The organism is Campylobacter sp. BCW_4323 (assembly GCF_001763115.1).
Classification (GTDB): Bacteria; Campylobacterota; Campylobacteria; order Campylobacterales; family Campylobacteraceae; genus Campylobacter_D; species Campylobacter_D jejuni.
In genome coordinates this window covers 28,629-51,646 of the sequence record NZ_MJYC01000064.1, presented here as the reverse complement: position 1 = coordinate 51,646, position 23,018 = coordinate 28,629, and the positions used below count along the sequence as shown (strand labels likewise).

Annotated in this window: 25 protein-coding genes, 1 tRNA gene and 1 pseudogene; 25 read left to right on the top strand and 2 right to left on the bottom strand. The window is 29.9% G+C overall.

Annotated elements, in window-relative coordinates; translation table 11 throughout:
- Positions 1-10: 10 nt before the first annotated feature.
- Together AJN60_RS09560 and AJN60_RS06135 are read left to right on the top strand one after the other, a co-directional pair.
- A pseudogene (locus AJN60_RS09560) lies at positions 11-592 on the top strand (restriction endonuclease subunit S); the annotation flags it as partial.
- Positions 589-2,118, top strand: coding sequence for a type I restriction-modification system subunit M (locus tag AJN60_RS06135; RefSeq protein ID WP_070286099.1), 1,530 nt, complete (start codon positions 589-591; stop codon positions 2,116-2,118). The pseudogene AJN60_RS09560 and the gene AJN60_RS06135, both read left to right, overlap by 4 nt.
- 72 nt (positions 2,119-2,190) lie before the next feature.
- On the opposite strand, the gene yedF is transcribed toward AJN60_RS06135, so the two are convergent.
- Together yedF and yedE are read right to left on the bottom strand one after the other, a co-directional pair.
- Complete coding sequence (yedF, locus tag AJN60_RS06130) at positions 2,191-2,418, bottom strand: sulfurtransferase-like selenium metabolism protein YedF (protein WP_070286098.1); 228 nt, start codon at positions 2,416-2,418, stop codon at positions 2,191-2,193.
- A 3-nt stretch (positions 2,419-2,421) separates the two neighbouring features.
- Positions 2,422-3,630: a selenium metabolism membrane protein YedE/FdhT gene (gene yedE / locus AJN60_RS06125; RefSeq protein WP_070286097.1), complete on the bottom strand. Its 1,209-nt coding sequence runs from the start codon at positions 3,628-3,630 to the stop codon at positions 2,422-2,424.
- Positions 3,631-3,768: 138 nt separating this feature from the next.
- On the opposite strand from yedE, the gene AJN60_RS06120 reads away from it, so the two are divergent.
- The 23 genes from AJN60_RS06120 (at position 3,769) to AJN60_RS06010 (ending at position 22,964) form a co-directional block, all read left to right on the top strand.
- Positions 3,769-3,866 (top strand) — tRNA-Sec (locus tag AJN60_RS06120).
- 27 nt (positions 3,867-3,893) lie between these two features.
- Entirely contained in the window at positions 3,894-5,144 is a 1,251-nt protein-coding gene (locus AJN60_RS06115) for an adenylosuccinate synthase (RefSeq protein ID WP_002862151.1), read from the top strand.
- The gene (locus AJN60_RS06110) at positions 5,141-5,569 is read left to right on the top strand and encodes a flagellar export protein FliJ (protein WP_002880459.1); all 429 of its coding nucleotides are present in this window, start codon (positions 5,141-5,143) and stop codon (positions 5,567-5,569) included. Before AJN60_RS06115 ends, AJN60_RS06110 begins: the two co-directional genes overlap by 4 nt.
- A complete protein-coding gene (locus tag AJN60_RS06105; RefSeq protein ID WP_070286096.1) occupies positions 5,562-6,080 on the top strand; it encodes a MotE family protein in 519 nt (172 codons plus the stop codon). The genes AJN60_RS06110 and AJN60_RS06105 overlap by 8 nt, the downstream gene beginning before the upstream one ends.
- A gap of 92 nt (positions 6,081-6,172) precedes the next feature.
- Positions 6,173-6,724 (top strand): DUF507 family protein, encoded by a 552-nt coding sequence (locus AJN60_RS06100; RefSeq protein WP_002851269.1) that lies wholly within the window; start codon positions 6,173-6,175, stop codon positions 6,722-6,724.
- Positions 6,724-7,842 carry a glutamine-hydrolyzing carbamoyl-phosphate synthase small subunit gene (gene carA / locus AJN60_RS06095; protein ID WP_052858372.1) on the top strand — a complete coding sequence of 373 codons (1,119 nt, stop codon included), beginning with the start codon at positions 6,724-6,726 and terminating at the stop codon, positions 7,840-7,842. The genes AJN60_RS06100 and carA overlap by 1 nt, the downstream gene beginning before the upstream one ends.
- A complete protein-coding gene (locus AJN60_RS06090) occupies positions 7,839-8,498 on the top strand; it encodes a sulfite exporter TauE/SafE family protein (protein WP_070286095.1) in 660 nt (219 codons plus the stop codon). The genes carA and AJN60_RS06090 overlap by 4 nt, the downstream gene beginning before the upstream one ends.
- A complete protein-coding gene (bumS, locus tag AJN60_RS06085; RefSeq protein WP_070286094.1) occupies positions 8,495-9,706 on the top strand; it encodes a butyrate sensor histidiine kinase-like phosphatase BumS in 1,212 nt (403 codons plus the stop codon). Before AJN60_RS06090 ends, bumS begins: the two co-directional genes overlap by 4 nt.
- Positions 9,707-9,708: 2 nt before the next feature.
- Entirely contained in the window at positions 9,709-10,389 is a 681-nt protein-coding gene (bumR, locus tag AJN60_RS06080) for a butyrate response regulator transcription factor BumR (RefSeq protein WP_002862143.1), read from the top strand.
- Between the two features lie 125 nt (positions 10,390-10,514).
- Positions 10,515-11,981: a cytochrome-c oxidase, cbb3-type subunit I gene (gene ccoN / locus AJN60_RS06075; protein ID WP_044779979.1), complete on the top strand. Its 1,467-nt coding sequence runs from the start codon at positions 10,515-10,517 to the stop codon at positions 11,979-11,981.
- Between the two features lie 12 nt (positions 11,982-11,993).
- The gene (gene ccoO / locus AJN60_RS06070; protein ID WP_002855439.1) at positions 11,994-12,659 is read left to right on the top strand and encodes a cytochrome-c oxidase, cbb3-type subunit II; all 666 of its coding nucleotides are present in this window, start codon (positions 11,994-11,996) and stop codon (positions 12,657-12,659) included.
- A gap of 4 nt (positions 12,660-12,663) precedes the next feature.
- Complete coding sequence (locus AJN60_RS06065) at positions 12,664-12,927, top strand: cytochrome c oxidase, cbb3-type, CcoQ subunit (RefSeq protein ID WP_002851307.1); 264 nt, start codon at positions 12,664-12,666, stop codon at positions 12,925-12,927.
- Positions 12,927-13,790, top strand: a complete 864-nt coding sequence (locus AJN60_RS06060) for a cbb3-type cytochrome c oxidase N-terminal domain-containing protein (protein WP_002870877.1) — start codon at positions 12,927-12,929, stop codon at positions 13,788-13,790. The genes AJN60_RS06065 and AJN60_RS06060 overlap by 1 nt, the downstream gene beginning before the upstream one ends.
- On the top strand, positions 13,787-14,008 hold the full coding sequence (locus AJN60_RS06055; RefSeq protein WP_072223679.1) for a DUF4006 family protein: 222 nt from the start codon (positions 13,787-13,789) through the stop codon (positions 14,006-14,008). Before AJN60_RS06060 ends, AJN60_RS06055 begins: the two co-directional genes overlap by 4 nt.
- Positions 14,005-14,106: a hypothetical protein gene (locus AJN60_RS06050; RefSeq protein WP_002858872.1), complete on the top strand. Its 102-nt coding sequence runs from the start codon at positions 14,005-14,007 to the stop codon at positions 14,104-14,106. The genes AJN60_RS06055 and AJN60_RS06050 overlap by 4 nt, the downstream gene beginning before the upstream one ends.
- Positions 14,103-14,705, top strand: a complete 603-nt coding sequence (locus AJN60_RS06045) for a hypothetical protein (RefSeq protein ID WP_002870878.1) — start codon at positions 14,103-14,105, stop codon at positions 14,703-14,705. Before AJN60_RS06050 ends, AJN60_RS06045 begins: the two co-directional genes overlap by 4 nt.
- Positions 14,692-15,213 carry a FixH family protein gene (locus AJN60_RS06040; RefSeq protein WP_070286093.1) on the top strand — a complete coding sequence of 174 codons (522 nt, stop codon included), beginning with the start codon at positions 14,692-14,694 and terminating at the stop codon, positions 15,211-15,213. Before AJN60_RS06045 ends, AJN60_RS06040 begins: the two co-directional genes overlap by 14 nt.
- On the top strand, positions 15,210-17,576 hold the full coding sequence (locus AJN60_RS06035) for a PD-(D/E)XK nuclease family protein (RefSeq protein WP_070252600.1): 2,367 nt from the start codon (positions 15,210-15,212) through the stop codon (positions 17,574-17,576). The genes AJN60_RS06040 and AJN60_RS06035 overlap by 4 nt, the downstream gene beginning before the upstream one ends.
- Positions 17,573-20,338 (top strand): RecB-like helicase, encoded by a 2,766-nt coding sequence (locus tag AJN60_RS06030; protein WP_070286092.1) that lies wholly within the window; start codon positions 17,573-17,575, stop codon positions 20,336-20,338. Before AJN60_RS06035 ends, AJN60_RS06030 begins: the two co-directional genes overlap by 4 nt.
- 83 nt (positions 20,339-20,421) lie before the next feature.
- Positions 20,422-20,847, top strand: coding sequence for a 50S ribosomal protein L13 (rplM, locus tag AJN60_RS06025; protein WP_002779321.1), 426 nt, complete (start codon positions 20,422-20,424; stop codon positions 20,845-20,847).
- A gap of 2 nt (positions 20,848-20,849) precedes the next feature.
- Entirely contained in the window at positions 20,850-21,239 is a 390-nt protein-coding gene (gene rpsI, locus AJN60_RS06020) for a 30S ribosomal protein S9 (protein WP_002851459.1), read from the top strand.
- A gap of 124 nt (positions 21,240-21,363) precedes the next feature.
- Complete coding sequence (gene cadF, locus AJN60_RS06015) at positions 21,364-22,323, top strand: fibronectin-binding outer membrane protein CadF (protein WP_070286091.1); 960 nt, start codon at positions 21,364-21,366, stop codon at positions 22,321-22,323.
- Positions 22,323-22,964: an HAD family hydrolase gene (locus AJN60_RS06010; RefSeq protein WP_002887739.1), complete on the top strand. Its 642-nt coding sequence runs from the start codon at positions 22,323-22,325 to the stop codon at positions 22,962-22,964. Before cadF ends, AJN60_RS06010 begins: the two co-directional genes overlap by 1 nt.
- Positions 22,965-23,018 lie beyond the last annotated feature (54 nt).

Genomic DNA, 23,018 nt, shown 5'->3' with positions numbered 1-23,018 from the left:
GCTAAAAATGTTAGGGGAAATAGGAAAATTTACTCGCGGAAATGGTTTGCAAAAAAAGGATTTGCTAGATTCTGGAATCCCTTGCATTCATTACGGACAGATTCATACTTATTATGAGAACTATACGCACACCACTAAAAGTTTTGTTAGTGCCGAAAATGCTAAAAAACTCAAAAAGGCTAAAAAAGGTGATTTAGTTATTGCGGGTGCTAGTGAAAATATAGAAGATATTTGCAAAACGGTTGTATATTTAGGTGAAAGTGATGTATGCATTAGCGGAGATAGTTTTGCTTTCTCTCATTCTTTAAATCCTAAATATGTGGGTTATGTGTTTCAAGGCGAACAATTTATAGAATATAAGAAAAAATACGCACAAGGAACTAAGGTAATGCGATTAAGCATTGAAAGGCTTAAGCAATTCCAGATCCCAATTCCTTCACTAGAAACCCAAGAAAAAATTGTTAGCATTTTAGATAAATTCCACGCACTTACCACGGATTTACAAAGTGGAATCCCCGCAGAGATAGAAGCAAGAAAAAAGCAGTATGAATACTATAGAAATCAATTATTAACTTTTAAGGAAGCCATATGAAAAGCGTTGTAGAGAGAGAAGAATTACACAAAACCATTTGGAAGATAGCAAATGATTTGCGTGGAAGTGTCGATGGCTGGGATTTTAAAAGTTATGTTTTGGGATTTTTATTTTATTATTTTATCTGCGAGAATCTAAAAAATTATGTTTTAAAATCTTTTGAGCAAGATTATGAAAATTTAAGCGATGAGATGGCAGAAAATGGTAGAGATACAATCATTAATGCTAAAGGATTTTTTATAAAGCCAAGCCATCTTTTTTCAAATATGTTTAAAAATGCAAAATTAGAAAATTTAAATGAAAAACTAAGTGTAGTTTTTAAAGAGATAGAATCTAGTGCTAATGGAAGTGAGAGCGAAAAAAGTTTTAAAGGGCTTTTTGATGATTTGGATCTCTACTCTAATAAACTTGGAGCGGATAATAAAGAGCGTAATAAAAAGATTTTAAAGATTATGGAAACAATAAGTGAGCTTGATTTGCACTATAATGAAAATGAGATCGATGCTTTTGGTGATACTTATGAGTTTTTAATGACAATGTATGCAAGTAATGCGGGTAAAAGCGGGGGAGAGTTTTTCACTCCACAAGAAGTAAGCAAACTTTTGGTAGAAATTACTTTGTATAATAATGCTAAGCCAAATAAAGTCTACGATCCTGCTTGTGGGAGTGGATCGCTACTTTTGCAATACAAAAAATCACTAAAAAGCGATCCTAAAAAGGGCTATTTTGGGCAAGAGATCAATATCACTACCTACAACCTTGCTAGAATGAATATGTTCTTACATGATGTAAATTATACACGCTTTGATATCGCACACGGCGATACTTTGATAAATCCTAGTGAAAATCATAAAGAGCTAGAGCCTTTTGATGCAATAGTTAGCAATCCGCCTTATAGTACCAAATGGGAGGGCAAAGACAATGCACTTTTAATCAATGATGAGAGATTTAACAAAGCAGGGGTTTTAGCACCCACTTCAAAAGCTGACTTGGCTTTTGTGATGCACTCACTCTCTTGGCTTAGCGAGAAAGGAAGTGCAGCAATTGTCTGCTTTCCTGGGGTAATGTATAGAGGTGGAGCAGAGAGAGATATAAGAAAATATATGATAGAAGAAAACTTTGTAGATTGTGTGATCTCTCTAGCACCAAATCTCTTTTTTGGCACAAGCATTGCGGTGTGTATTTTGGTGCTTAGAAAGAATAAAACTGATAAAAATACACTATTTATCAATGCAAATGAAGAATTGATCAAAGTAACTAATAAAAATATGCTAAGCAAGGAAAACTTAGAAAATATCTTAAAACTTTATAAAGATAGAAAAGAAGTACCACATTTAACTAAGCTTGTAAGCATTGAAGAGATCGCAAAAAATGATTATAACTTAAGCGTATCAAGCTATGTAGAAGCAAAAGATACAAGAGAGATAATCGACATAAAAGTACTAAATAAAGAAATAGAAGAGATTGTAAAACGCCAAAGTGTTTTAAGAAATAGAATTGATAACTTGGTGCGTGAGCTTGAATGATTAAGGTTTAGAGAGAGAATAATTTTAGATGAATATTCTCACTATTTTTTTAAAGCTTAAAAATTAATATTTTTAAGGCTTTTGGATTAAAAATCTTAGTGTGGGTCCACTTTGATCGATTTCAAGCACTTCAAAACCACGGTTTTTTGCATCTTGAGGTATGGAATTGATACTTTGTGAGCAATCGCAAAGTACTTCTAAAATTTCTCCACTTTTAAGCTTAGGTAAGACATCAAGTGTTGCTATAGCAGGATAAGGGCAAGCTTCACCTTGTAAATTTAAACTATAAGTAATTTTCACTGTTTATCCTTTAAGTTGATTTTTAAAAAAGTGTTTTTTGTAAAATACTACAAAAACAAACATTAAGATGAATAAAATAAGGTTGATAAAAAATCCATTTAAATTGCCAAATTCAGTTAAAAGATTGATTTTTATACCTTCTTTAAAAGCTTTTGGTAAAAAGTCATAACTTAAAGCTAAAATCATAGTTCCTATTATATTTGCAATTCCTACTATCATAAAATGACTTTGTCCTTCAAAGGCACGATAAGCCCAACCACACTCACAACTTCCGGCAAAAACTATACCAAAACCAAACAAAAATGCTCCTACAGCTACAGCAGGAGAAAGTTCTATGAGTTTGCTAGTATGACCTTGCAAGATAAAAGCAAAAGCGATTAAAGAGGCGATAATCATACTGATTAATGCACCTTTTATAGCATTATCTCTACCAAATAAAAATAAATCTCTAAAGCAAGAAGTAAAACAAATTTGCCCTCTAGAAATAACAAAGCCAAAAACAAAACCAAAAATCAGTGCTAAAGCTAGAAGACTTTGTTTGTTTTGTGTGCTGATATTGCCATTTGTAAAAACAAGATAAAACACCCAAACTAAAAAGGCTATGAAAAGCAATATGCCTAAGTTAAAATATAATTTTGTACGCAAACTTTGCTTGTTTAACGGTAAGTTTTCTTTATTTACACGTTCTAATTTAGCTTTAGGTTTAAAAAAGGAAGTGTTGCAAATTTTCACTCCTAGATAAATTCCTAAAACCATAAAAACAGTAAAAAGCCAAGTGTGTAAAGAAAAATAAGGTAAACCTGTAAAAAAATTAGCTAAATTGCATCCAAATGCAAGTCTTGCTCCATATCCTGAAAGAATTCCACCTACTATTGCTTGAAAAATTCTTATATTGCTAGCAGGTAGACGAAATTTGACTTTGTTAGCTAAAAGTGCGGCTACTAAACAACCTATAAACATACCTATGAGCATAATACCATCAGTTCTTGTTAAAGGGGTTCCATTTAAATTTTGCTTTTGGTAATAAGAATATCCATCTAAATTCATACCTAAAAACTCTAAAAACTCACCACCCCAACGCGTCATTTCTCCAGTAACAGCCCAAACGCCACCAAAAATCCCAAAATACACTGCACTTAAAATTCCAAGTGCAATCATAGAACGGGAATTGTCCCAAAAATTGATTAAATATTTTTGTTTAAAAGAATTCAAAGAAAGATCCTAAAAATGTAATCATCAAAATTGATGCTAAAAAAGAGTGAGATTATAGCTTAAATTTAACATGAAGTCAAAAAGAATATTGGTAAATTTATTTTGTTTTTCATTAAAAATCGCTATAATTATCGCTTTGGAAGATTAGCGTATCTGGTGATCGCCACTGACTTCAAATCAGATGAAAGGATAGTTGACTATTCTTTGGGGAGTTCGATTCTCTCATCTTCTCGCCAATATTAAGTAAAATCAAGGAAATTTTTATGAGCAAAGCAGATATTATTGTCGGCATTCAATGGGGCGATGAAGGAAAAGGTAAGGTAGTTGATAAATTATGTGAAAATTATGATTTTGTTTGCAGAAGTGCAGGTGGACACAATGCAGGACATACGATTTGGGTAAATGGTGTAAGATATGCGCTTCATCTTATGCCAAGTGGAGTTTTGCATCCAAGATGTATTAATATTATCGGAAATGGAGTTGTGGTTTCTCCTGAAGTATTGATTGCTGAAATGGCTCAATTTGAAAATTTAAAAGGTAGATTATATATCAGTGATAGAGCTCATTTAAATTTAAAACATCATTCTTTAATAGACATTGCAAAAGAAAAACTCAAAGGCAAAAATGCCATAGGAACAACAGGTAAGGGTATAGGACCTTCTTATGCAGATAAGATTAATCGTACAGGACATAGAGTTGGAGAGCTTTTAGAACCACAAAGACTTTGTGAGGCTTTGATGAAAGATTTTGAAGCTAATAAAACTTTTTTTGAAATGCTTGAAATTGAAATTCCAAGTGCTGAAGAATTGCTTGCTGATTTAAAACGCTTTAATGAAATTTTAACTCCTTATATTACAGATACTACAAGAATGCTTTGGAAGGCTTTAGATGAAGATAAAAGAGTACTTTTAGAAGGAGCTCAGGGCTCTATGCTTGATATTGATCATGGAACTTATCCTTATGTTACAAGTTCAAGTACTATTTCAGCAGGCGCTTTAACAGGACTTGGGTTAAATCCTAAAGAAGCGGGAAATATTATAGGTATTGTAAAAGCTTATGCAACGCGTGTGGGAAATGGAGCTTTTCCTACTGAGGATAAGGGCGAAGATGGAGAAAAAATTGCACAAATTGGAAAAGAAATTGGCGTAAGCACGGGACGTAAAAGACGCTGTGGATGGTTTGATGCGGTTGCTGTAAGATATACAGCAAGGCTTAATGGTCTTGATGCTTTATCTTTGATGAAGCTTGATGTTTTAGATGGTTTTGAAAAGATAAAAATTTGTCGTGCTTATGAATATAAGGGCATGGAAATCGACTATATACCAAGTGATTTAGAAAATGTTCAACCTATTTATGAAGAAATGGATGGTTGGGATAAAGTTTTTGGTATAAAAGATTATGATTTATTGCCAGAAAATGCTAAAAAATATATAGCAAGACTTGAAGAGCTTGCAGGGGTTAAAGTAAAGTATATTTCCACTAGCCCTGAAAGAGATGATACTATCATCTTATGAAAAGTAAATATAATTCTGTTGTAAAAGTAAGAAAACAACAACTTGATAAAGCAGAATCAAATCTTAATCAAGCCAAACAAAGACAGCTTGAACATGAAAAAGCTTATGAACTTTCACGCCAAGAGTGTGAAAGTTTAGGCGTATTGCCAAAATCAGGATCTATAGCAGAGTTAAGATCAAATTTAAGTATGGCGCAAGTAGGACGCGAGGCTTTGGCAAGAGCTAAGGAGAAAGTAGAACTTTCTAAAAAAGAAATGAACCATTATCAGTTTTTATATCAAAAAGCGCATTTAGATTATGAAAAAATGAAGGCTTTGGAAACTGAGGAAATTAAACAAAAACAAAAAGAACTTGCGAAGGCTGAAGAAAAATTTTTAGATGAAATTGCAATCAGTCGTTTTTTCAAAGGGGAAAAAGATGATTAAAAAATTTATATTGTTAGTTTTTATTTCAAGTGTAGTTTTTGGAGCTGAACAAGATTGTGAACAATATTTTGAAGCTAGAAAAGCTCAAATTGAATTGCAAACTAGAGAATTTGATGAAGCAAGACAATCTTTAGAAGCTTATAAAGCCTCTTTTGAAGCTTTGCAAAAAGAAAGGCTTGAAAATTTAGAAAAAAAAGAGGCTGAGGTTAATGCGACTTTGGCAAAAATTGAAGAATTAAAACTTGAAAACGCAAGGCTTGTAGAAGAACAACAAAAGATTTTAAATTCAATCAATGATAAAACTCAAGGTAGGATTAAAGAAATTTACTCCCAAATGAAAGATGCAGCCATTGCAGATGTTTTAAGTCAAATGGATGCAGAGGATGCAAGCAAAATAATGCTTTCTTTGGAATCGCGTAAAATTTCAGGTGTTTTATCTAAAATGGATCCAAAAAAAGCCAGCGAGCTTACTTTACTTTTGAAAAATTTAGATAATAATGCTAGTAATTAGGTGATTAAAAAAATGAAAATTTTTCATTTTTAACATTCTTTTACCAAAAATAAGCTATTATTTTAAACATTATTAAATAAAAGGTTTTTAAGATGCGTATAAAATTACCACATATTCCTTATATCGCAAATAAAATGATGTTAGATATAGCTAATTCTTCTTTTGTAGAAATTAAAGATCAGTTAGAAAAGCTTAAGGTATGTATAATAGAAGTTTTAGAGAAAGATATTCTAAATGAAAGAAAATTAGATGAAAGAGTCAAAGAGCTTTTAGAGCAACAAGAAGATGAAATGGAGCTTATGCAAGTAGATCGTAAAAATATGTTTTGGCTTGTGAAGAAAAAGTTAGCTCCTGAATTTAATGTGATTTTAGATTCTGAAGATAGACATAATCATCTAGCGCATCAAATTTTAGAAGAACTTGTAGAGAATGATTATATTAATTTTATAGTGAGTGAAAATAGAGTTAAAAATTTAATCTTTTCAAGCATAGAGTCTTATCTTAAAATTTATGAAAAACTTGAAGATGAGGTTTATGAGAAAATTAGCAATTATAAAACAAAACCTATTCCAGGTAGCGAAGAATACGATCTTATCTTTGAAAAACTCTATCAAGAAGAGCTTAGAAAAAAAGGTATGTTTTAATGAAGGCTTATATTTATTTAGAAAATGATATTTTTTTAAGTGCTAAGGCTTTTGGAAAGAGCGGTACTTTTTTTGGAGAGCTTGTATTTAACACTTCTTTAACAGGATATCAAGAAATTATTTCAGATCCTTCTTATGCAGGGCAATTTATCGTATTTTCCATGCCAGAAATTGGTATAGTGGGAACCAATGAAAATGATAATGAAAGTAAGGAAATTTTTGCAAGTGGTGTTTTAATGCGTGAATTAAGTTCCAGTTTTTCAAATTTTCGCGCTAAAGAAAGTCTGCAAGATTATCTTGAAAAACATGGAAAAATAGGAATTTATGAACTTGATACGAGATATCTAGTAAAAATGATAAGAAATAATGGCAATTTAAGAGCTGTAATTTCAACTGAAATTTCAAATAAAGAAGATTTAAAAATCGCCTTAGAAAAATCAGCAAAAATTGATGAAGTAAATTTTGTAAAAGAAGTTAGCACTAAGAAAAATTATTCTCACAAACAAGGCGTTTGGAATGCTAGTTTTCAAAAATTTAATGACGCTAAAAGAGGCGAGAAAAAAGTTGCTGTTATAGACTATGGTGTTAAAACAAATATCTTAAATGAACTCGTAGAAGTAGGTTTTGAAGTAGAAGTTTATCCATATAATATTAAAGCAAATGAGTTGATTACTCTGTATAAAAAAGGTGAAATTCAAGGTGTGTTTCTTTCTAATGGTCCAGGTGAGCCAAGAATTTTAAAACAAGAGATTGCAGAGATTAAAAAACTTGCAGAAGCTAAAATTCCTATGCTTGGAATTTGCTTAGGTCACCAGCTTTTAAGTAATGCTTTTGGATATGAAACTTATAAAATGAAATTTGGACAACATGGAGCAAATCATCCTGTGATCAATCTTGATACAAAAACGGTAGAAATTACCGCACAAAATCATAATTATAATGTTCCAGAAGAATTAGCTCAAGTGGCTCATATCACTCATAGAAATTTATTTGGCGATAATGTTGAAGGAGTAAGATATAAAGACTATCCTATTATTTCAGTACAACATCACCCGGAAAGTTCTTCAGGTCCTCATGAAAGTAAGTACATTTTTAAAGAATTTATGAATTTGATGTGAGTATAGATTTTTTAGCTATTATCAGCGTTGCTTTTTTATCTAGTTTTGGACACTGCTATTTTATGTGTGGTGGTTTTAATTTACTTTTTATAAATTTAAATTCAAAAAGCAATAATTTATTTTTATTAACTTTTATTTATCATTTGTTTAGAATTTTTGCTTATATTGTTTTAGGGATAATTTTTGGGACTTTTGGGAATATCTTGGCAATCAATGCTAAGGTTCAAAGTTTGTCATTTTTTATTCTTGGTATATTTATGATGATTTTGGGTTTTGCTCTTATTTTTAGAGGCAATATGTTATCTTTTATTGAAAATAATGTTTTTTTTGATAGTTTTGTAAAGAAAATTATTAAAAAATCTAAAAATTTTAAAGGATTAAAATCAGCTATATTTTTAGGATTTTCAAATGGTTTTGTTCCTTGTGGATTGGTGTATTTTTTTATAGCCAATGCAATAAGTAAGCAAAATATTTTTGAAGGTATTTTGGTAATGATGATTTTTGGAATATCAACTTTACCTGCGATGTTATTTTTTTCTAAAATTTCACAATTTTTTAGTGATTTTTTGAAAAATTTGTTTAATTATTTATCGTATGGCATTATTGTTTGTTACGGTATAAATCTTGCCTATATAGGTTTTAAGGCTTTTCAATGAAAGATTTTTTTAAAGATCAGTTTTTTAAAGCTCTGGAAAAAAATACAATTTTTTCAAGAGCTGATGTGCAAGGAAATTTAATTTTTGTTAGTGATAAGCTTTGTCAAATAAGTGGATATAGCAAAAAAGAGCTTATAGGAAAAAAACATTCAATATTTAAACATCCAGATGTTGATGAATGTTATGTTGAGAAGCTTTTAAAAGATCTTTCATATAAAAAGCCTTATCAGGTTATTTTTAAAAATATTGATAAATTAGGCAAAACCTTCTATCTTGAAACTTTGTTAATCCCCATATTGGATAAAAATAATGAATTAATAGAAATAGTAGCACTTTCTCATGATGTCAGTAATTCTTTTAAGCTTAATGAAGAGCTTGCTCTAAATCACGCTAAATTAAGAGAATTAAGTATTAATCTTGAAAATACAGTTAAAAATCACCAACAAGAATTTATACAGTTAGGTAAAAAATTTGAGAAAAAAATGAAAATTGCCTTGGAAAAAAATGAAAAAGATATTAAAATAGCATATGAAGAGATTTTGAAATCTTCATTAGAACAAATGATTAGTGATATAGCACATCAATGGAGACAACCGTTAAATGAGCTTGGTATTGCCATGTTTCAAATGAAGCAAAATCTTAAAGATGAAAAAGGATTTGCTGAAATTTATTCACAATCAAAAGATATGATTAAAAATATGTCAGAAACAATTGATGTGTTTAGAACTTTGTTTAACAAAGGAGTAGAGCAGTGTGTATTTATAAAAGAGACTTTAAATAAAGCCTTAGAAATTGCTTTTGAAACTATAGAAAAAAATCATGTAAATATTAATATTGTTTCGAAAAGTGATTATGAAGTTTTGGCGTATGAGAATGGTTTAATAAGAGTTTTTCTTAATTTGATTTTAAATTCAATAGAGGCATTTAAAAACAAAAAAAGGAAAATCATAACAATAAATTTTTCAAAATTTGGAAAAAACTATCTGAAAATTACAATAAAAGATAATGCTGGTGGGATTGATAAAGAAAATTTAGATAAAATTTTTCAACCTTATTTTACAACAAAACATCCCAGTCAGGGTATAGGAGTAGGACTTTATATAAGTAGACAAATTATTGAAAGTTTCCAAGGAAAAATAAAAGTTAAGAATGGAAAAGAAGGGGCTTGTTTTGAGATATTTTTAAAACTAAAAGAGAGGGTAGAGTAGAAATGTCACAAGAATGTAAAGAATTGATAATATTAGTAGTTGAAGATGAAATTAAGACTAGAGAATCATTGATTAATGTATTAAGCGAACGCTTTAGTAAAGTAATCGGAGCTCAAAATGGAGATGAGGGTCTTAAAAAATTTAAAAAATTTAAGCCGGATTTAGTTATCACAGATATTGCTATGCCTATTATGGATGGGCTTGATATGGCAAGAGAGATTAAGGAAATTTCAGATGATGTCCCAATTGTTGTTCTTAGTGCGTATTCAGAGAAAGAGAGACTTTTGCGTTCTATTGATATTGGTATAGATAAATATTTGATTAAACCTGTTGATATAGAAGAGTTGTTTAAAGTTTTAGATTATCTGATAGGCGAAAAAATTGAAGCAAATATGCTTGTAAAAATTTCTGAAGAATATCAATTTAACAAAACTAAAAGAACTTTGATTTACAATGGTGAAGAAATTGTTTTAACTAAAAAAGAATTGGCTTTTATTTCTTTGCTTTTAAAGCAACCTGGGGCTTTGGTTTTGCATGAAGATATAAAGAAAAATGTTTGGATAGGTGAACATGTGAGTGATACTGCTGTTAGAACTTTCATTAAAAGAGTAAGAGATAAAGTAGGTGAAGATTTTATAAAAAATGTGCCAAGTTTAGGTTATAAGATAAATATCAATAAATAAGACTGATTTAGCCTTAAAATATAAAGCATAACAAATGATTAACAAAATTATCATTTTTAAGAAAAAATGTATAATTAATATTCTATAATATTCTCTTGTTATCAAAAATTTTAAGGAGAAAGTCGATGCATCCAGGTAATGTATTAAATTACGACTATACGGTTGCAAGATATTTTATGTTTACAACCGTATTGTTTGGCATTGTTGGTATGGCTATAGGAACTCTTATAGCTTTTCAAATGGCATATCCTAACTTAAATTATTTAGCAGGAGAATATGCTACTTTTTCAAGACTTAGACCACTTCATACTTCAGGTGTGATTTTTGGTTTTATGCTTTCAGGGATTTGGGCAACTTGGTATTATATAGGTCAGCGTGTTCTTAAGGTAAGTATGGCTGAGTCAAGATTTTTAATGGCTGTTGGTAAGCTTCATTTTTGGCTTTATATGCTTACTATGGTTTTAGCTGTTATATCTTTGTTTATGGGTGTGACTACATCTAAAGAATATGCAGAGCTTGAGTGGCCTTTAGATATTCTTGTTGTTCTTGTTTGGGTTTTATGGGGTGTAAGTATTTTTGGACTTATTGGAATTCGCCGTGAAAAAACTCTTTATATTTCTTTATGGTATTATATAGCTACATTTTTAGGTATAGCTATGCTTTATCTTTTTAACAACATGGAAGTACCAACTTATTTTGTTACTGGAATGGGTAAATGGTGGCATAGTGTATCAATGTATGCAGGAACAAATGATGCTTTAGTACAATGGTGGTATGGACATAATGCTGTGGCATTTGTATTTACTGTGGGTATTATTGCTCAAATTTATTACTTCTTGCCAAAAGAAAGTGGTCAGCCGATTTTCTCTTATAAACTCTCTTTATTTGCATTTTGGGGCTTAATGTTTGTTTATCTTTGGGCAGGTGGTCACCATTTGATTTATTCAACTGTACCTGATTGGATGCAAACTATGGGTTCGGTTTTCTCTATAGTATTGATTTTACCTTCTTGGGGTTCAGCGATTAATATCTTACTTACTATGAAAGGTGAGTGGAGCCAGCTTCGCGAGAGTCCATTGATTAAATTTATGATTTTGGCATCAACTTTCTATATGTTCTCAACACTTGAAGGGCCAATTCTTTCAATTAAGTCTGTTAATGCTTTAGCACACTTTACAGATTGGATTCCAGGACATGTTCATGATGGAACATTAGGTTGGGTAGGATTTATGACTATGGCTGCGCTTTATCATATGACTCCTAGAGTTTTCAAAAGAGAGCTTTATAGCAAATCTTTAATGGAAGCTCAATTTTGGATCCAAACCACAGGTATAGTTCTTTATTTTGCTTCAATGTGGATTGCGGGTATTACTCAAGGTATGATGTGGAGAGCGACAGATGAGTATGGTAACTTGCTTTATAGCTTTATTGATACTGTTGTGGCTATTATTCCTTATTATTGGATTAGAGCGATTGGTGGATTGTTGTATCTTATCGGTTTCTTTATGTTTACTTATAATATTTACAAAACAATTGCTTGTGGAAGAGTGCTTGATAAAGAACCAAAAAGCGCTTCGCCTATGGCAGCATAAAAAGGAGAAAATATGTTTAGTTGGTTAGAAAAAAATCCATTCTTTTTTGCTGTAGCTGTTTTTGTAGTGATTGCTTATGCAGGCATAGTTGAAGTTTTACCAAATTTTGCAGAAAATGCAAGACCAATTGAAGGTAAAAAACCTTATACGGTTTTACAACTTGCAGGGCGTGCAGTATATATTAAAGATAGTTGTAATGCTTGTCATTCACAGCTTATTCGTCCATTTAAATCAGAAACAGATCGTTATGGTATGTATTCTGTAAGTGGTGAATTTGCTTATGATAGACCTTTTCTTTGGGGTTCAAAAAGAACAGGACCTGATCTTGCTCGTGTAGGAAATTATAGAACAGCTGATTGGCATGAAAATCATATGTGGGATCCTACTTCTGTTGTTCCAGATTCTATTATGCCTTCATATAAGCATATGTTTAAAAATAATGCAGATATTGAAACTGCTTATGCTGAGGCTTTAACCGTGAAAAAAGTTTTCAATGTTCCTTATGATACAGAAAATGGAACAAAACTTGGTTCTTGGGAGGATGCGCAAGCTGAAGTAAAAGCTGAAGCTCAGGCTATAGTTGATCAAATGAAAAATCAAGAAGTAAAAGATGCTTTTGCTAAAGGTGAAATCAAAGAAATAGTTGCTTTGATCGCTTATTTAAATAGCTTAAAGTAAGATGATGGAACATTTATCAATAGTTTTTGATGTGATTAAAAATTTAATCACATTTGATTTAGCAACAGTTCAAAAACATGAGTGGGAGATTTTTCAAGGTTATGGTTTTTTTGCACTCGTGATGTTTTTGTCAATAGTATTATATGCGTATTGGTATCATTTATATAGAACAGAAAAAAAAGGTGAGAGAAATTATGAAAATTATGCAAACCTTGCCTTAAAAGATGATATTGATGATAGTGTATTAGAAAGTAAAAGGAGTGCTTAATGCAATGGTTAAATTTAGAAGATAATGTTAATCTCTTATCTTTAATTGGAGCTATTCTTATCATTTTAATCACACTAGTTATTGTGAGTAGAATGTTTAAGCAAATGAAAGAAAAAAAGGGCGAGTCAGAGCTTAGTGAACATAGTTGGGATGGAATAGGAGAGTATAAAAATGCTGTTCCTACTGGTTGGGCTGTGGTATTTTTCCTGACTATTGTTTGGGCTATTTGGTATTTTCTATGGGGATATCCTTTAAATTCTTTTTCAAGTATAGGTCAATACAATGAAGAAGTAGCAACTCATAATACAAAATTCGAAGAAAAATTTAAAAATTTATCTCCTGAAGATAAAATAGCAATGGGTCAAAATATCTTTTTAGTTCAGTGTTCAGCTTGTCATGGAATTACAGGCGATGGTATCAATGGTAAAGCTCAAAATTTAAATATTTGGGGTAGCGAAGAAGGTATAATCAATGTAATTAAACATGGTTCAAAAGGTATGAATTTTCCAGGTGGAGAAATGCTTGGTGCTGCTGATTTAGGTGTGGCAGAAGAAGATATTCCTGCTATTGCTGCTTATGTAGCAAAAGATCTTTCAGCTATTAAGAAAACTGCAAATGAAAATTTAGTAGCAAAAGGTAAAGAAGCTTATGCAACTTGTGCAGCATGCCATGGAGAAGATGGAAAAGGTCAAGATGGAATGTTCCCAGATCTTACAAAATACGGTTCTGCAGCTTTTGTAGTAGATGTTTTACATAGTGGTAAGGCTGGTTTTATAGGAACAATGCCGAGTTTTCCAACACTTAATGATATTCAAAAAGAAGCTGTTGGCGAGTATGTAATTTCTCTTTCAAGGGGTGAATGATGGAAAATAATAATAGATGCGTGTTTTCTCTTTCAGGTGTTACAGGTATGTTAATTGCTACGGTTTTATTACTTGCTATCTTAGTAGTTTTAACTATTTGGGGTCTTAAAGCTCAGCAAGAAGTGATGCAAAAGCCATATAGTCTTAAAGATGCACAAAGTGTAAAGATGTTTGGTTCAAAAGAACAAGATCATAGAAGTATAAAGGAAGCACAATGAGTAAGGCTTTGGAATATTTAATTGTTATTGGTTTAGTTGTTGCTGCTGCAATCACCGCTTGGTCGGTTTTAACTGTAAATCATCTTCATATAGGATGAAAAAAATATTACAAGATGGCTTTTTTTTAGCCATCTTCTTCTTTGTTTTATTGCCTTCTAGGGTTTTTGCTCTTGATGCTGTACTTTTTAATGAAAATATTTTAAGTCAAAAAGTAAGTAATGAGATTAATCTTATAGGAAAAGAGCTTTACCAAAAAAGTAATATTTTTATCGGCGTTATGGTTGGTGATGAAACTGAAATTGAAACTTTATTAAATAAACAAAAAGAACTTCCTCAATCTTATATATTGCTTCTTTTGTCAAAAAATTCTCACAAAGTTGATATAGTGGGCTCAAAAGGTGCTTTAGCTTTGATTGATAAAGAATCCGTGCTTAGTCCTTATCCTGGAACAGGATCTATTTTGCCGATATTAGCTACAAATAAAGGTGATATTTATAATGCTGCTATACTTAATGGTTATGCAGATATTGTAGATCGTGTGGCAAAATCCTTGGGATTACAATTAGAACATTCTATAGGTAATGCAAATCGTGATACTATCAATATCTTAAGAATACTTATCTATGGATTTATTTGCTTTGCATTGTTATACTATGCACAAAGAAGAATAAAGAGGAAAAAAAATGTTAGAAACTAAAAGAAGTTTTTGGCCTTATGGTATTTTGCTTTCACTTTTGGCTATAATTATTGCTTGTATTGTAACGATTTTTATAGCAAGTCACCATCCTGTATATGAGGATGATTTTTATTTTGACTCTTATCAAAATGTTGAAAATAATTACAATCAAATACAAAAACAACAAGTAAATTTTGATAAATTTTTTAAAGTAAATTTTCAAAATGATAAAATCACTTTTATAGGTAAAAGAAAAATTCCTAGTTATGAAGTGGATCAAAATTTCTATGTTGCAAATTTTAAAATTTCTGCATTACAAAATATAAATTCTGATGATTTAAAAGTTCAAGTTCTTCTTACAAGACCATTCACTAAAAATTTTGATCAAAAGTTAGAAGGACAAGTTAAAAATGGAATTTTAAGTATCGCTTTGCCTAAATTAGATAAAGGTAGATGGGAGCTTAAGCTAAAGTTTTATGCAAATCAAGAAACAGTGGGTTTTTTTAGCTACGAATTAAATGCTCAATGAAATTAAGAATTTTTAGTTCTTCAAGACAAATTAGAGAGTATTATAACCAAAAAAAACAGCAAAATGCTTTATTAGATAGTGCTATTCATATAGGTGAATTTTTAGATAAAGTTTGTTTGAGTAATTTTCATAAGGCAAGTTCTTATGAAAGCTTGCTTTTAATGCAAGAAGCTTGTCTAAAAAGTAAGGATTTAGAAAAAAAACTAGGAATTTCTGTAGAATTTTTTGCTTTTTTGAAAAACAACGAATATCTTTTTTCCTTTTTCAAAGAACTTAGTTTAGAAAAAAAAAGCATAGAAGATCTTAAAAATAATGATTATTATGCCACCTATAATGAACATTTGGAAATTTTAGATGAGGTATATAAGAATTATCTTGCTTTGCTTGAAAAGAAATCTTTTTATGATGATCTTTCTTTGCCTAAAAATTACACTCTTAATAAAGATTTTTTAGATGAGTATGAAGCTATAGTTTATGATTTGCAAGGTTTTTTGAGTAAATTTGAAGAAAATTTATTAAGTGAAATTTCTCAGATTAAAGAAGTGGTTTTAAGTTTTAAAACGAGTAAATTTAATCTCGAATATCTTTTAAAACTTGATTTTTTAAAAACATTTGATTTAAAAATAAACACTCATTATGAAATCAATCTTTCAAAACAAGAGATTTTAAAAGAAGAAATTTTTAAAACAAAAAATTCAAAAATTAAACTCAAATCTTTTGAATTAAGGGCTTTACAATGCGCTTTTGTTATGGATGAAATTTCACATTTTGTACGCAAAGGTTTAAAGTCTGAAAATATTGTAGTTATAACTCCAGATGAAAGTTTTTGTGAGTTTTTAAGACTTTTTGATAAAGACAATATGCTTAATTTTGCAAGTGGGATTAGTATTAAAGAAAGTTTATTTTATCAAAAATTTCAAGCACTTTATGAAAGTGCTAGTAGTGCTTCTTTTGTTTATAAAAATCAAGAGGATTATTTTGAAGACACGCAGATGATTTTTGATTATCACAATACGCTTTTACATTCTTTAAAGCTTGATTTTATAGAGTTTAAAAAGTATTTTGATGAGAAATGTGATTTTGAATATTTTGAAAAATTACTTGCTTTATTTTTAGAAAATGAAAAGCAAGAGCTTATTTATTTGATACGAAAAGAACTTTATTTTATTAAAGATTTATTGAAAAATCAGTCTTTAACTCTTAAAGAGTTGATCCATCTTTTTTTCATGCAAATTTCACAACTTTCCCTTAGTGATGTAGGTGGAGGTAAGGTTACGGTAATGGGGCTTTTAGAAAGTCGGGGGCTTTGTTTTGATGGGGTGATTTTGGTTGATTTTAATGAAGAATTTATTCCTAAAAGAAGTGTTAATGAACTTTTTTTAAACAATGAAGTGCGTAAAAAAGCAGGATTGATTAGCTATGATAGAAGAGAAAATTTACAAAGATTTTATTATGAAAGCTTGATGAAGAATGCTTTAGAAGTAAGTATTTGCTTTGTGGAAAATGAAGAAAAAAGCAAATCACGTTTTTTAGATGAACTTGATTTTGACTTTTTTTATGAAACCCATATTCACCAAAAAGCTTATCTTAATGCTTTAAAATTAGACTATGAGGGCATAAAACCTAATCTAACTCCTATAAAAGCTCCTATTTTAAAGCATAATCCTTTCGAGTTCCCGCTTTCTTTTAGTCGTTTTAATTTATTGGAAAATCAAAAAAGAACTTATTATTATCGCTATATTTTAAATTTAGCAGAACCTAGGGTTTTAAGCGAGGAAAGTAAAGCGAAAAATCAAGGAAATTTCATCCATAAAATGCTTGAAATTTATTATAAAAATTATGCAAATAATGATTTTGATATAAAAGTTTTTACAAATTTATTGGATAAAGAATATCAAAAATACAATATCAGCGAACTTGATCTTGAAGTGTTTAAATTAAAATTTATACAATTTGCTAAAAATGAAAAAGAGCATTTTTCAAAAGGCTTTTATGTCGCACATACAGAGCTTGAGTTAAATAATATTTTAAAGCTTGGAGCAGATAGTATAAAACTTAAGGGCACTATAGATCGTATCGATAGTTCAAAAGAAGGTAATTTGATTATTGATTATAAAAGTGGAAAAGTGCCAAGTAATTCTTATCAACTTGCTTTTTACCAGGCTTTATATGATGAAAATGCAAGCGTGGGTTTTTATGATTTAAATAGTATGCAAATATTACATCAAAAAGCCAAAAGTTTAGATGAGCTAAGAGAAAGACTTAAAGATTTAGTTCTTATGAGCAAGGAAGAAATAGAGTTTGAAAATGAACAAGATGAGTATTGTCCTTATAAACTCATTTATAAAAAGGAATTAAAATGAGTCAATTTGAGCCTTTTTTGGCATTAGAAGCGAGTGCAGGAAGTGGAAAAACCTTTGCCTTGAGCGTGCGTTTTGTAGCACTTATTTTAAAAGGAGCTAGGATTAATGAAATTTTAGCTTTAACTTTTACTAAAAAAGCTGCTAATGAAATGCAAAAAAGAATTATTGAGACTTTTTTAAATTTAGAAAAAGAAAATAAAACCAGTGAATGCAATGAGCTTTGCAAGCTTTTAGGTAAAGATAAAGAAGAGCTTATTTCTTTAAGAGATGCTAAAAAAGAAGAATTTTTAAGAACAGAGTTAAAAATCAGTACTTTTGATGCTTTTTTCGGAAAAATTTTGCGTGTTTTTGCTTTAAATTTGGGCTTAAGTAGTGATTTTACAATGAGTGAAGAGAAGCTTGATGTAAGAGAGATTTTTTTAAAACTTCTTAAAAAAGATGAATTAAAAGATTTGGCTTATTATATTAATTTAGTTGATGAGAAAGAAAATTTTTTTAACGAGCTTGAAAAATTTTATGAGAATGCTTATTTTCAAAATCTTCCTAAAATTCCAAATCCATCTAAAGCTTATATCAATAAAGCTTATAGTGAGTTAAGAAGTTATTGTTTGGGTTTTACTCATGTAAAAAATTATAAAAATTTGTGTGACAATTTTAAAAGTGAAGTTTTAGATTTGTCTGTATTTATGCAATCAAGCTTTATGACAAAATTTGAAAGTACAAAATATTTGCAAGATTTAGAAAGCACTAACTTGCATTTTAGCGCAAAAAGAATGGAGCTTATAAATGCTTTAAATACTTATGCTATAGAGCTTGAAAATTATAAAATTGCTAATTTAATGAATCTTTTAAATCATTATAGTGAAGCTAAAAATATATTTCATAAAGATAAAAATACTTTAAATTTCCAAGATGTGAGTAAAAAAGTTTATGAGTTAATAACCAGTGAATTTAAGGATATGATTTATTTTCGCTTAGATGGTTTTATTTCGCATTTGCTTATTGATGAATTTCAAGATACAAGCGTGATCCAATATCAAATTTTACGCCCTTTGATTGCTGAGCTTGTTTCAGGGGAAGGAGTTAAGAAAAATCGCACTTTTTTTTATGTAGGAGATAAAAAACAAAGTATTTATCGCTTTCGTAAAGGAAAAAAAGAATTATTTGATTTGTTAAAACAAGAATTTGATCAAATTAAAAGTGACAGTTTAAATACTAACTATCGTTCTAAAGAGCTTTTGGTTGATTTTGTTAATGAAACTTTTAAAGAAAAAATCAAAGATTATAAAGAGCAATTTGCCTTAGAAAGCAAAAAAGGCGGTTTTGTGCGTATTGTGGAATCTAAAGAACAAAAGGTTAAAAACCAAGCTCAAGAAATCAAGGAAAAGACTTTAGAAACTTTATTTGAGCAAGTTAATTTTTTAAGATCTAAAAATATTTCTTATGATGATATTTGTATTTTGTGTTGGAAAAATAGCGATGCAGATATGGTTTTGGATTTTTTAAGAGAGCAAAATATTCCTGCATTTACTCAAAGCAATGTTTTACTTGAAAATAAAGCAAGCGTAAGACTTGTTTTAGAATATGCTAAATATTGTATTTTTGGTGATGAGTTTTACTTGGTATTTTTAAAAGAACTTTTAGGTTTTGAGCCGAGAAAAATCACCCTTGATTTTTCAAAAAATGCTATGGAAAATGTACTTTTTTTAATAAAAGAATTAAAACTTGATTTAAATGATATAGCTTTAATGCAATTTATCGAATATGCTAAAACTAAGGAAAATTTTTTAAAGCTTTTATTTGAGCCTTGTACTTTGAAAATAGTAAGCGAGCAAAATATGGGTATTAGTATTATGAGTGTGCATAAATCTAAGGGTTTGGAATTTGATCATGTGATTTTGCTAGATAGTTTATCTAAAAACAATTCAAACAATGAAGATATCATGCTTGAATATGATATCAATCAAGGTTGGCAACTCCATATTAAGGATAAAATTCGAGAGCTTACTAAAGAGCCTATTTATACCCTTTTTAAAGAAAATATTACAAGAGCAAATTATGAAGATGATATCAATAAACTTTATGTGGCTTTTACAAGAGCTAAGGAAAGTTTGATTATCATAAAAAGAAACGAAGAAAGTGTAAATGGAAATTATCCAAGTTATTTTAAGGGGGGATTTTTAAATATACATTCTCAAGAGAGAGGTTTTTTAGAAAGCAAAGAGCAAATTTTAAGTATTAAAAAAGAAAGTATTCAAGCTTTACAAAAATTTGAAAAAATTAGCCCACAAGAAGTTCAAAGTGAAGAAAAGCTTGATAGTAAAGAGTTATATTTTGGAAATGCTTTTCACTTTTTTATGCAAAATTTAAAACTCCCTAAGGGTGAAAATTTTCAAATACTTACTCAAAGATGCAAGAGCAAATTTAGGCATTTTTTAGATGAGAGTGATTTTGAAAAGCTTTTTAAAAGAATTGAAATTTTGCTGAAAAATACTCAATTTCAAAATTTAATTAGCGATGGAAAGCTTTTAAAAGAGCAAGCTTTGAGTTTTAATGGAGAAATTAAACAATTAGACTTGCTTGCTCTAAAAGATGAAGAAGCTTTCATAATTGATTATAAAACAGGTCTTGCTATGCAAGATAAACATAAAGAGCAAGTAAGAACTTATAAGATTGCCATTAGTGAAATTTTAAAAAAAGATAAAGTGCGTGCTTTTATAGTTTATTGTTTGGAAAATGAAATTCAAATTTTGGAAATATAAACTTTATTTTTACTTAAATTAAGTAAAAATTAATATTATTTTTTATACAATCACATTTTAAATTTTTGGCAAAGGTAAAAATTATGACAAAGATAACAAAGCCAAACGAAGTAAAACGAGAATGGATTGTTTTAGACGCAGAAGGCAAACGCTTTGGTCGTCTTTTAACTGAAGTAGCAACAATTTTGAGAGGTAAAAACAAGCCTTGCTTTACTCCAAATGTTGATTGTGGTGATTATGTAATTATCATCAATGCTTCAAAAGCTGTATTTACAGGTGCTAATAAAGCAGAAGATAAGCTTTATCATAGACATTCAGGATATTTTGGAAGTGTAAAAAGCGAAAAATTTGGTGATTTACTTGAAAAAAATCCTGCAAAATTATATAAATTAGCAGTTAGAGGTATGCTTCCTAAAACAAATTTGGGCAGAGCTATGCTTAAAAAATTAAAAATTTATGCGGGTAGTGAGCACCCACACACTGCGCAAATTGCTAAAGAAGGAAAATAATCATGGCAACAACATACGCAACAGGTAAGAGAAAAACTGCTATCGCAAAGGTATGGGTAAAACCAGGTAGTGGTAAAATTAGTGTTAATGGTGTTGATTTAAACACTTGGCTTGGTGGACACGAGGCGATTAAGCTTAAAGTGGTTCAACCTTTACTTGTGACTAAACAAGAAACTTCAATGGATATTAAAGCAACTACTTTAGGCGGGGGCTATAGTGCTCAAGCTGAAGCTTTAAGACATGGAATTTCAAGAGCTTTAGCAGCTATGGATGCTGATTTTAGAGCTTTATTAAAACCTAAAGGACTTCTTACTAGAGATAGTAGAACTGTTGAGCGTAAAAAATATGGACGCCGCAAAGCAAGAAGAAGCCCGCAATTCTCTAAACGTTAATATTTTTGGTGGGATTTTCCCACCTTTCTACAATTTTTTATAAAACTTATCCTTTTTTCTGTCATTTATGATATAATTGCAAAATTTAAATTTTTATTTTATAACACAATGAAAGGTTTTTTCTATGAAAAAAATATTATTATGTTTAGGTTTGGCAAGTGTTTTATTCGGTGCTGATAACAATGTAAAATTTGAAATCACTCCAACTTTAAACTATAATTACTTTGAAGGTAATTTAGATATGGATAATCGCTATGCACCAGGGATTAGACTTGGTTATCATTTTGACGATTTTTGGCTTGATCAATTAGAATTTGGGTTAGAGCATTATTCTGATGTTAAATATACAAATACAAATAAAACTACAGATATTACAAGAACTTATTTGAGTGCTATTAAAGGTATTGATGTAGGTGAGAAATTTTATTTCTATGGTTTAGCAGGTGGAGGATATGAGGATTTTTCAAATGCTGCTTATGATAATAAAAGCGGTGGATTTGGACATTATGGCGCGGGTGTAAAATTCCGTCTTAGTGATTCTTTGGCTTTAAGACTTGAAACTAGAGATCAAATTAATTTTAACCATGCAAACCATAATTGGGTTTCAACTTTAGGTATTAGTTTTGGTTTTGGTGGCAAAAAGGAAAAAGCTGTAGAAGAAGTTGCTGATACTCGTCCAGCTCCACAAGTAAAATGTCCTGTAGAACCAAGAGAAGGTGCTTTATTAGATGAAAATGGTTGCGAAAAAACTATTTCTTTGGAAGGTCATTTTGGTTTTGATAAAACTACTATAAATCCAACTTTTCAAGAAAAAATCAAAGAAATTGCAAAAGTTTTAGATGAAAATGAAAGATATGATACTATTCTTGAAGGACATACAGATAATATCGGTTCAAGAGCTTATAATCAAAAGCTTTCTGAAAGACGTGCTAAAAGTGTTGCTAATGAACTTGAAAAATATGGTGTAGAAAAAAGTCGCATCAAAACAGTAGGTTATGGTCAAGATAATCCTCGCTCAAGCAATGACACTAAAGAAGGTAGAGCGGATAATAGAAGAGTGGATGCTAAATTTATTTTAAGATAATGAATAAAACTATTTTATTTGATTTAGATGGCACTTTAATTGATTCTACTGATGCTATTTTAAATTCTTTCCAAGGAGCTTTTAAAGCCCTTGGATTAACTTCTAAAAATAATGAAGAAATCAAAAATCTCATAGGTTATCCTTTAGAGCAAATGTTTAGAATGCTTTATCCAGATAAAGTAAATTTAAGTAAAGAATTTGTATTAGCTTATCGTGAAATTTATGCACAAATTTATTTAGAACAAACCACTCTTTTGCCTAAAGCAAAAGAAGCATTAGAACTTGGAAGCGAAATTGCAGATCTTGGTATAGTTACAACAAAAGGAGGTAAATTTACTCCGATTTTACTTGATTATTTGGGGGTTAAAAAATTCTTTAAAACTTTAATTACTCTTGAAGATGTCATAAATCCAAAGCCAAGTTCTGAACCTATAATTTTAGCCTTAAAAAGACTTAATAAAACTCAAGAAAATGCCTATATGATAGGCGATACAATACTAGATATTCAAGCTGCAATTTCTGCTAATATCACTCCTTTGGCCTTAACTTGTGGCTATGGCAATGAAAATGAATTAAAAGCTCATTCTATGGTATTTTTAAATGCATATGAGGCTGTTAATTATATAGCTAGATTAAACTAATTTCAAGTTTTCGTTAAACGCCTTTTAAGAGAATTTATAGTAAATTGATAGCTA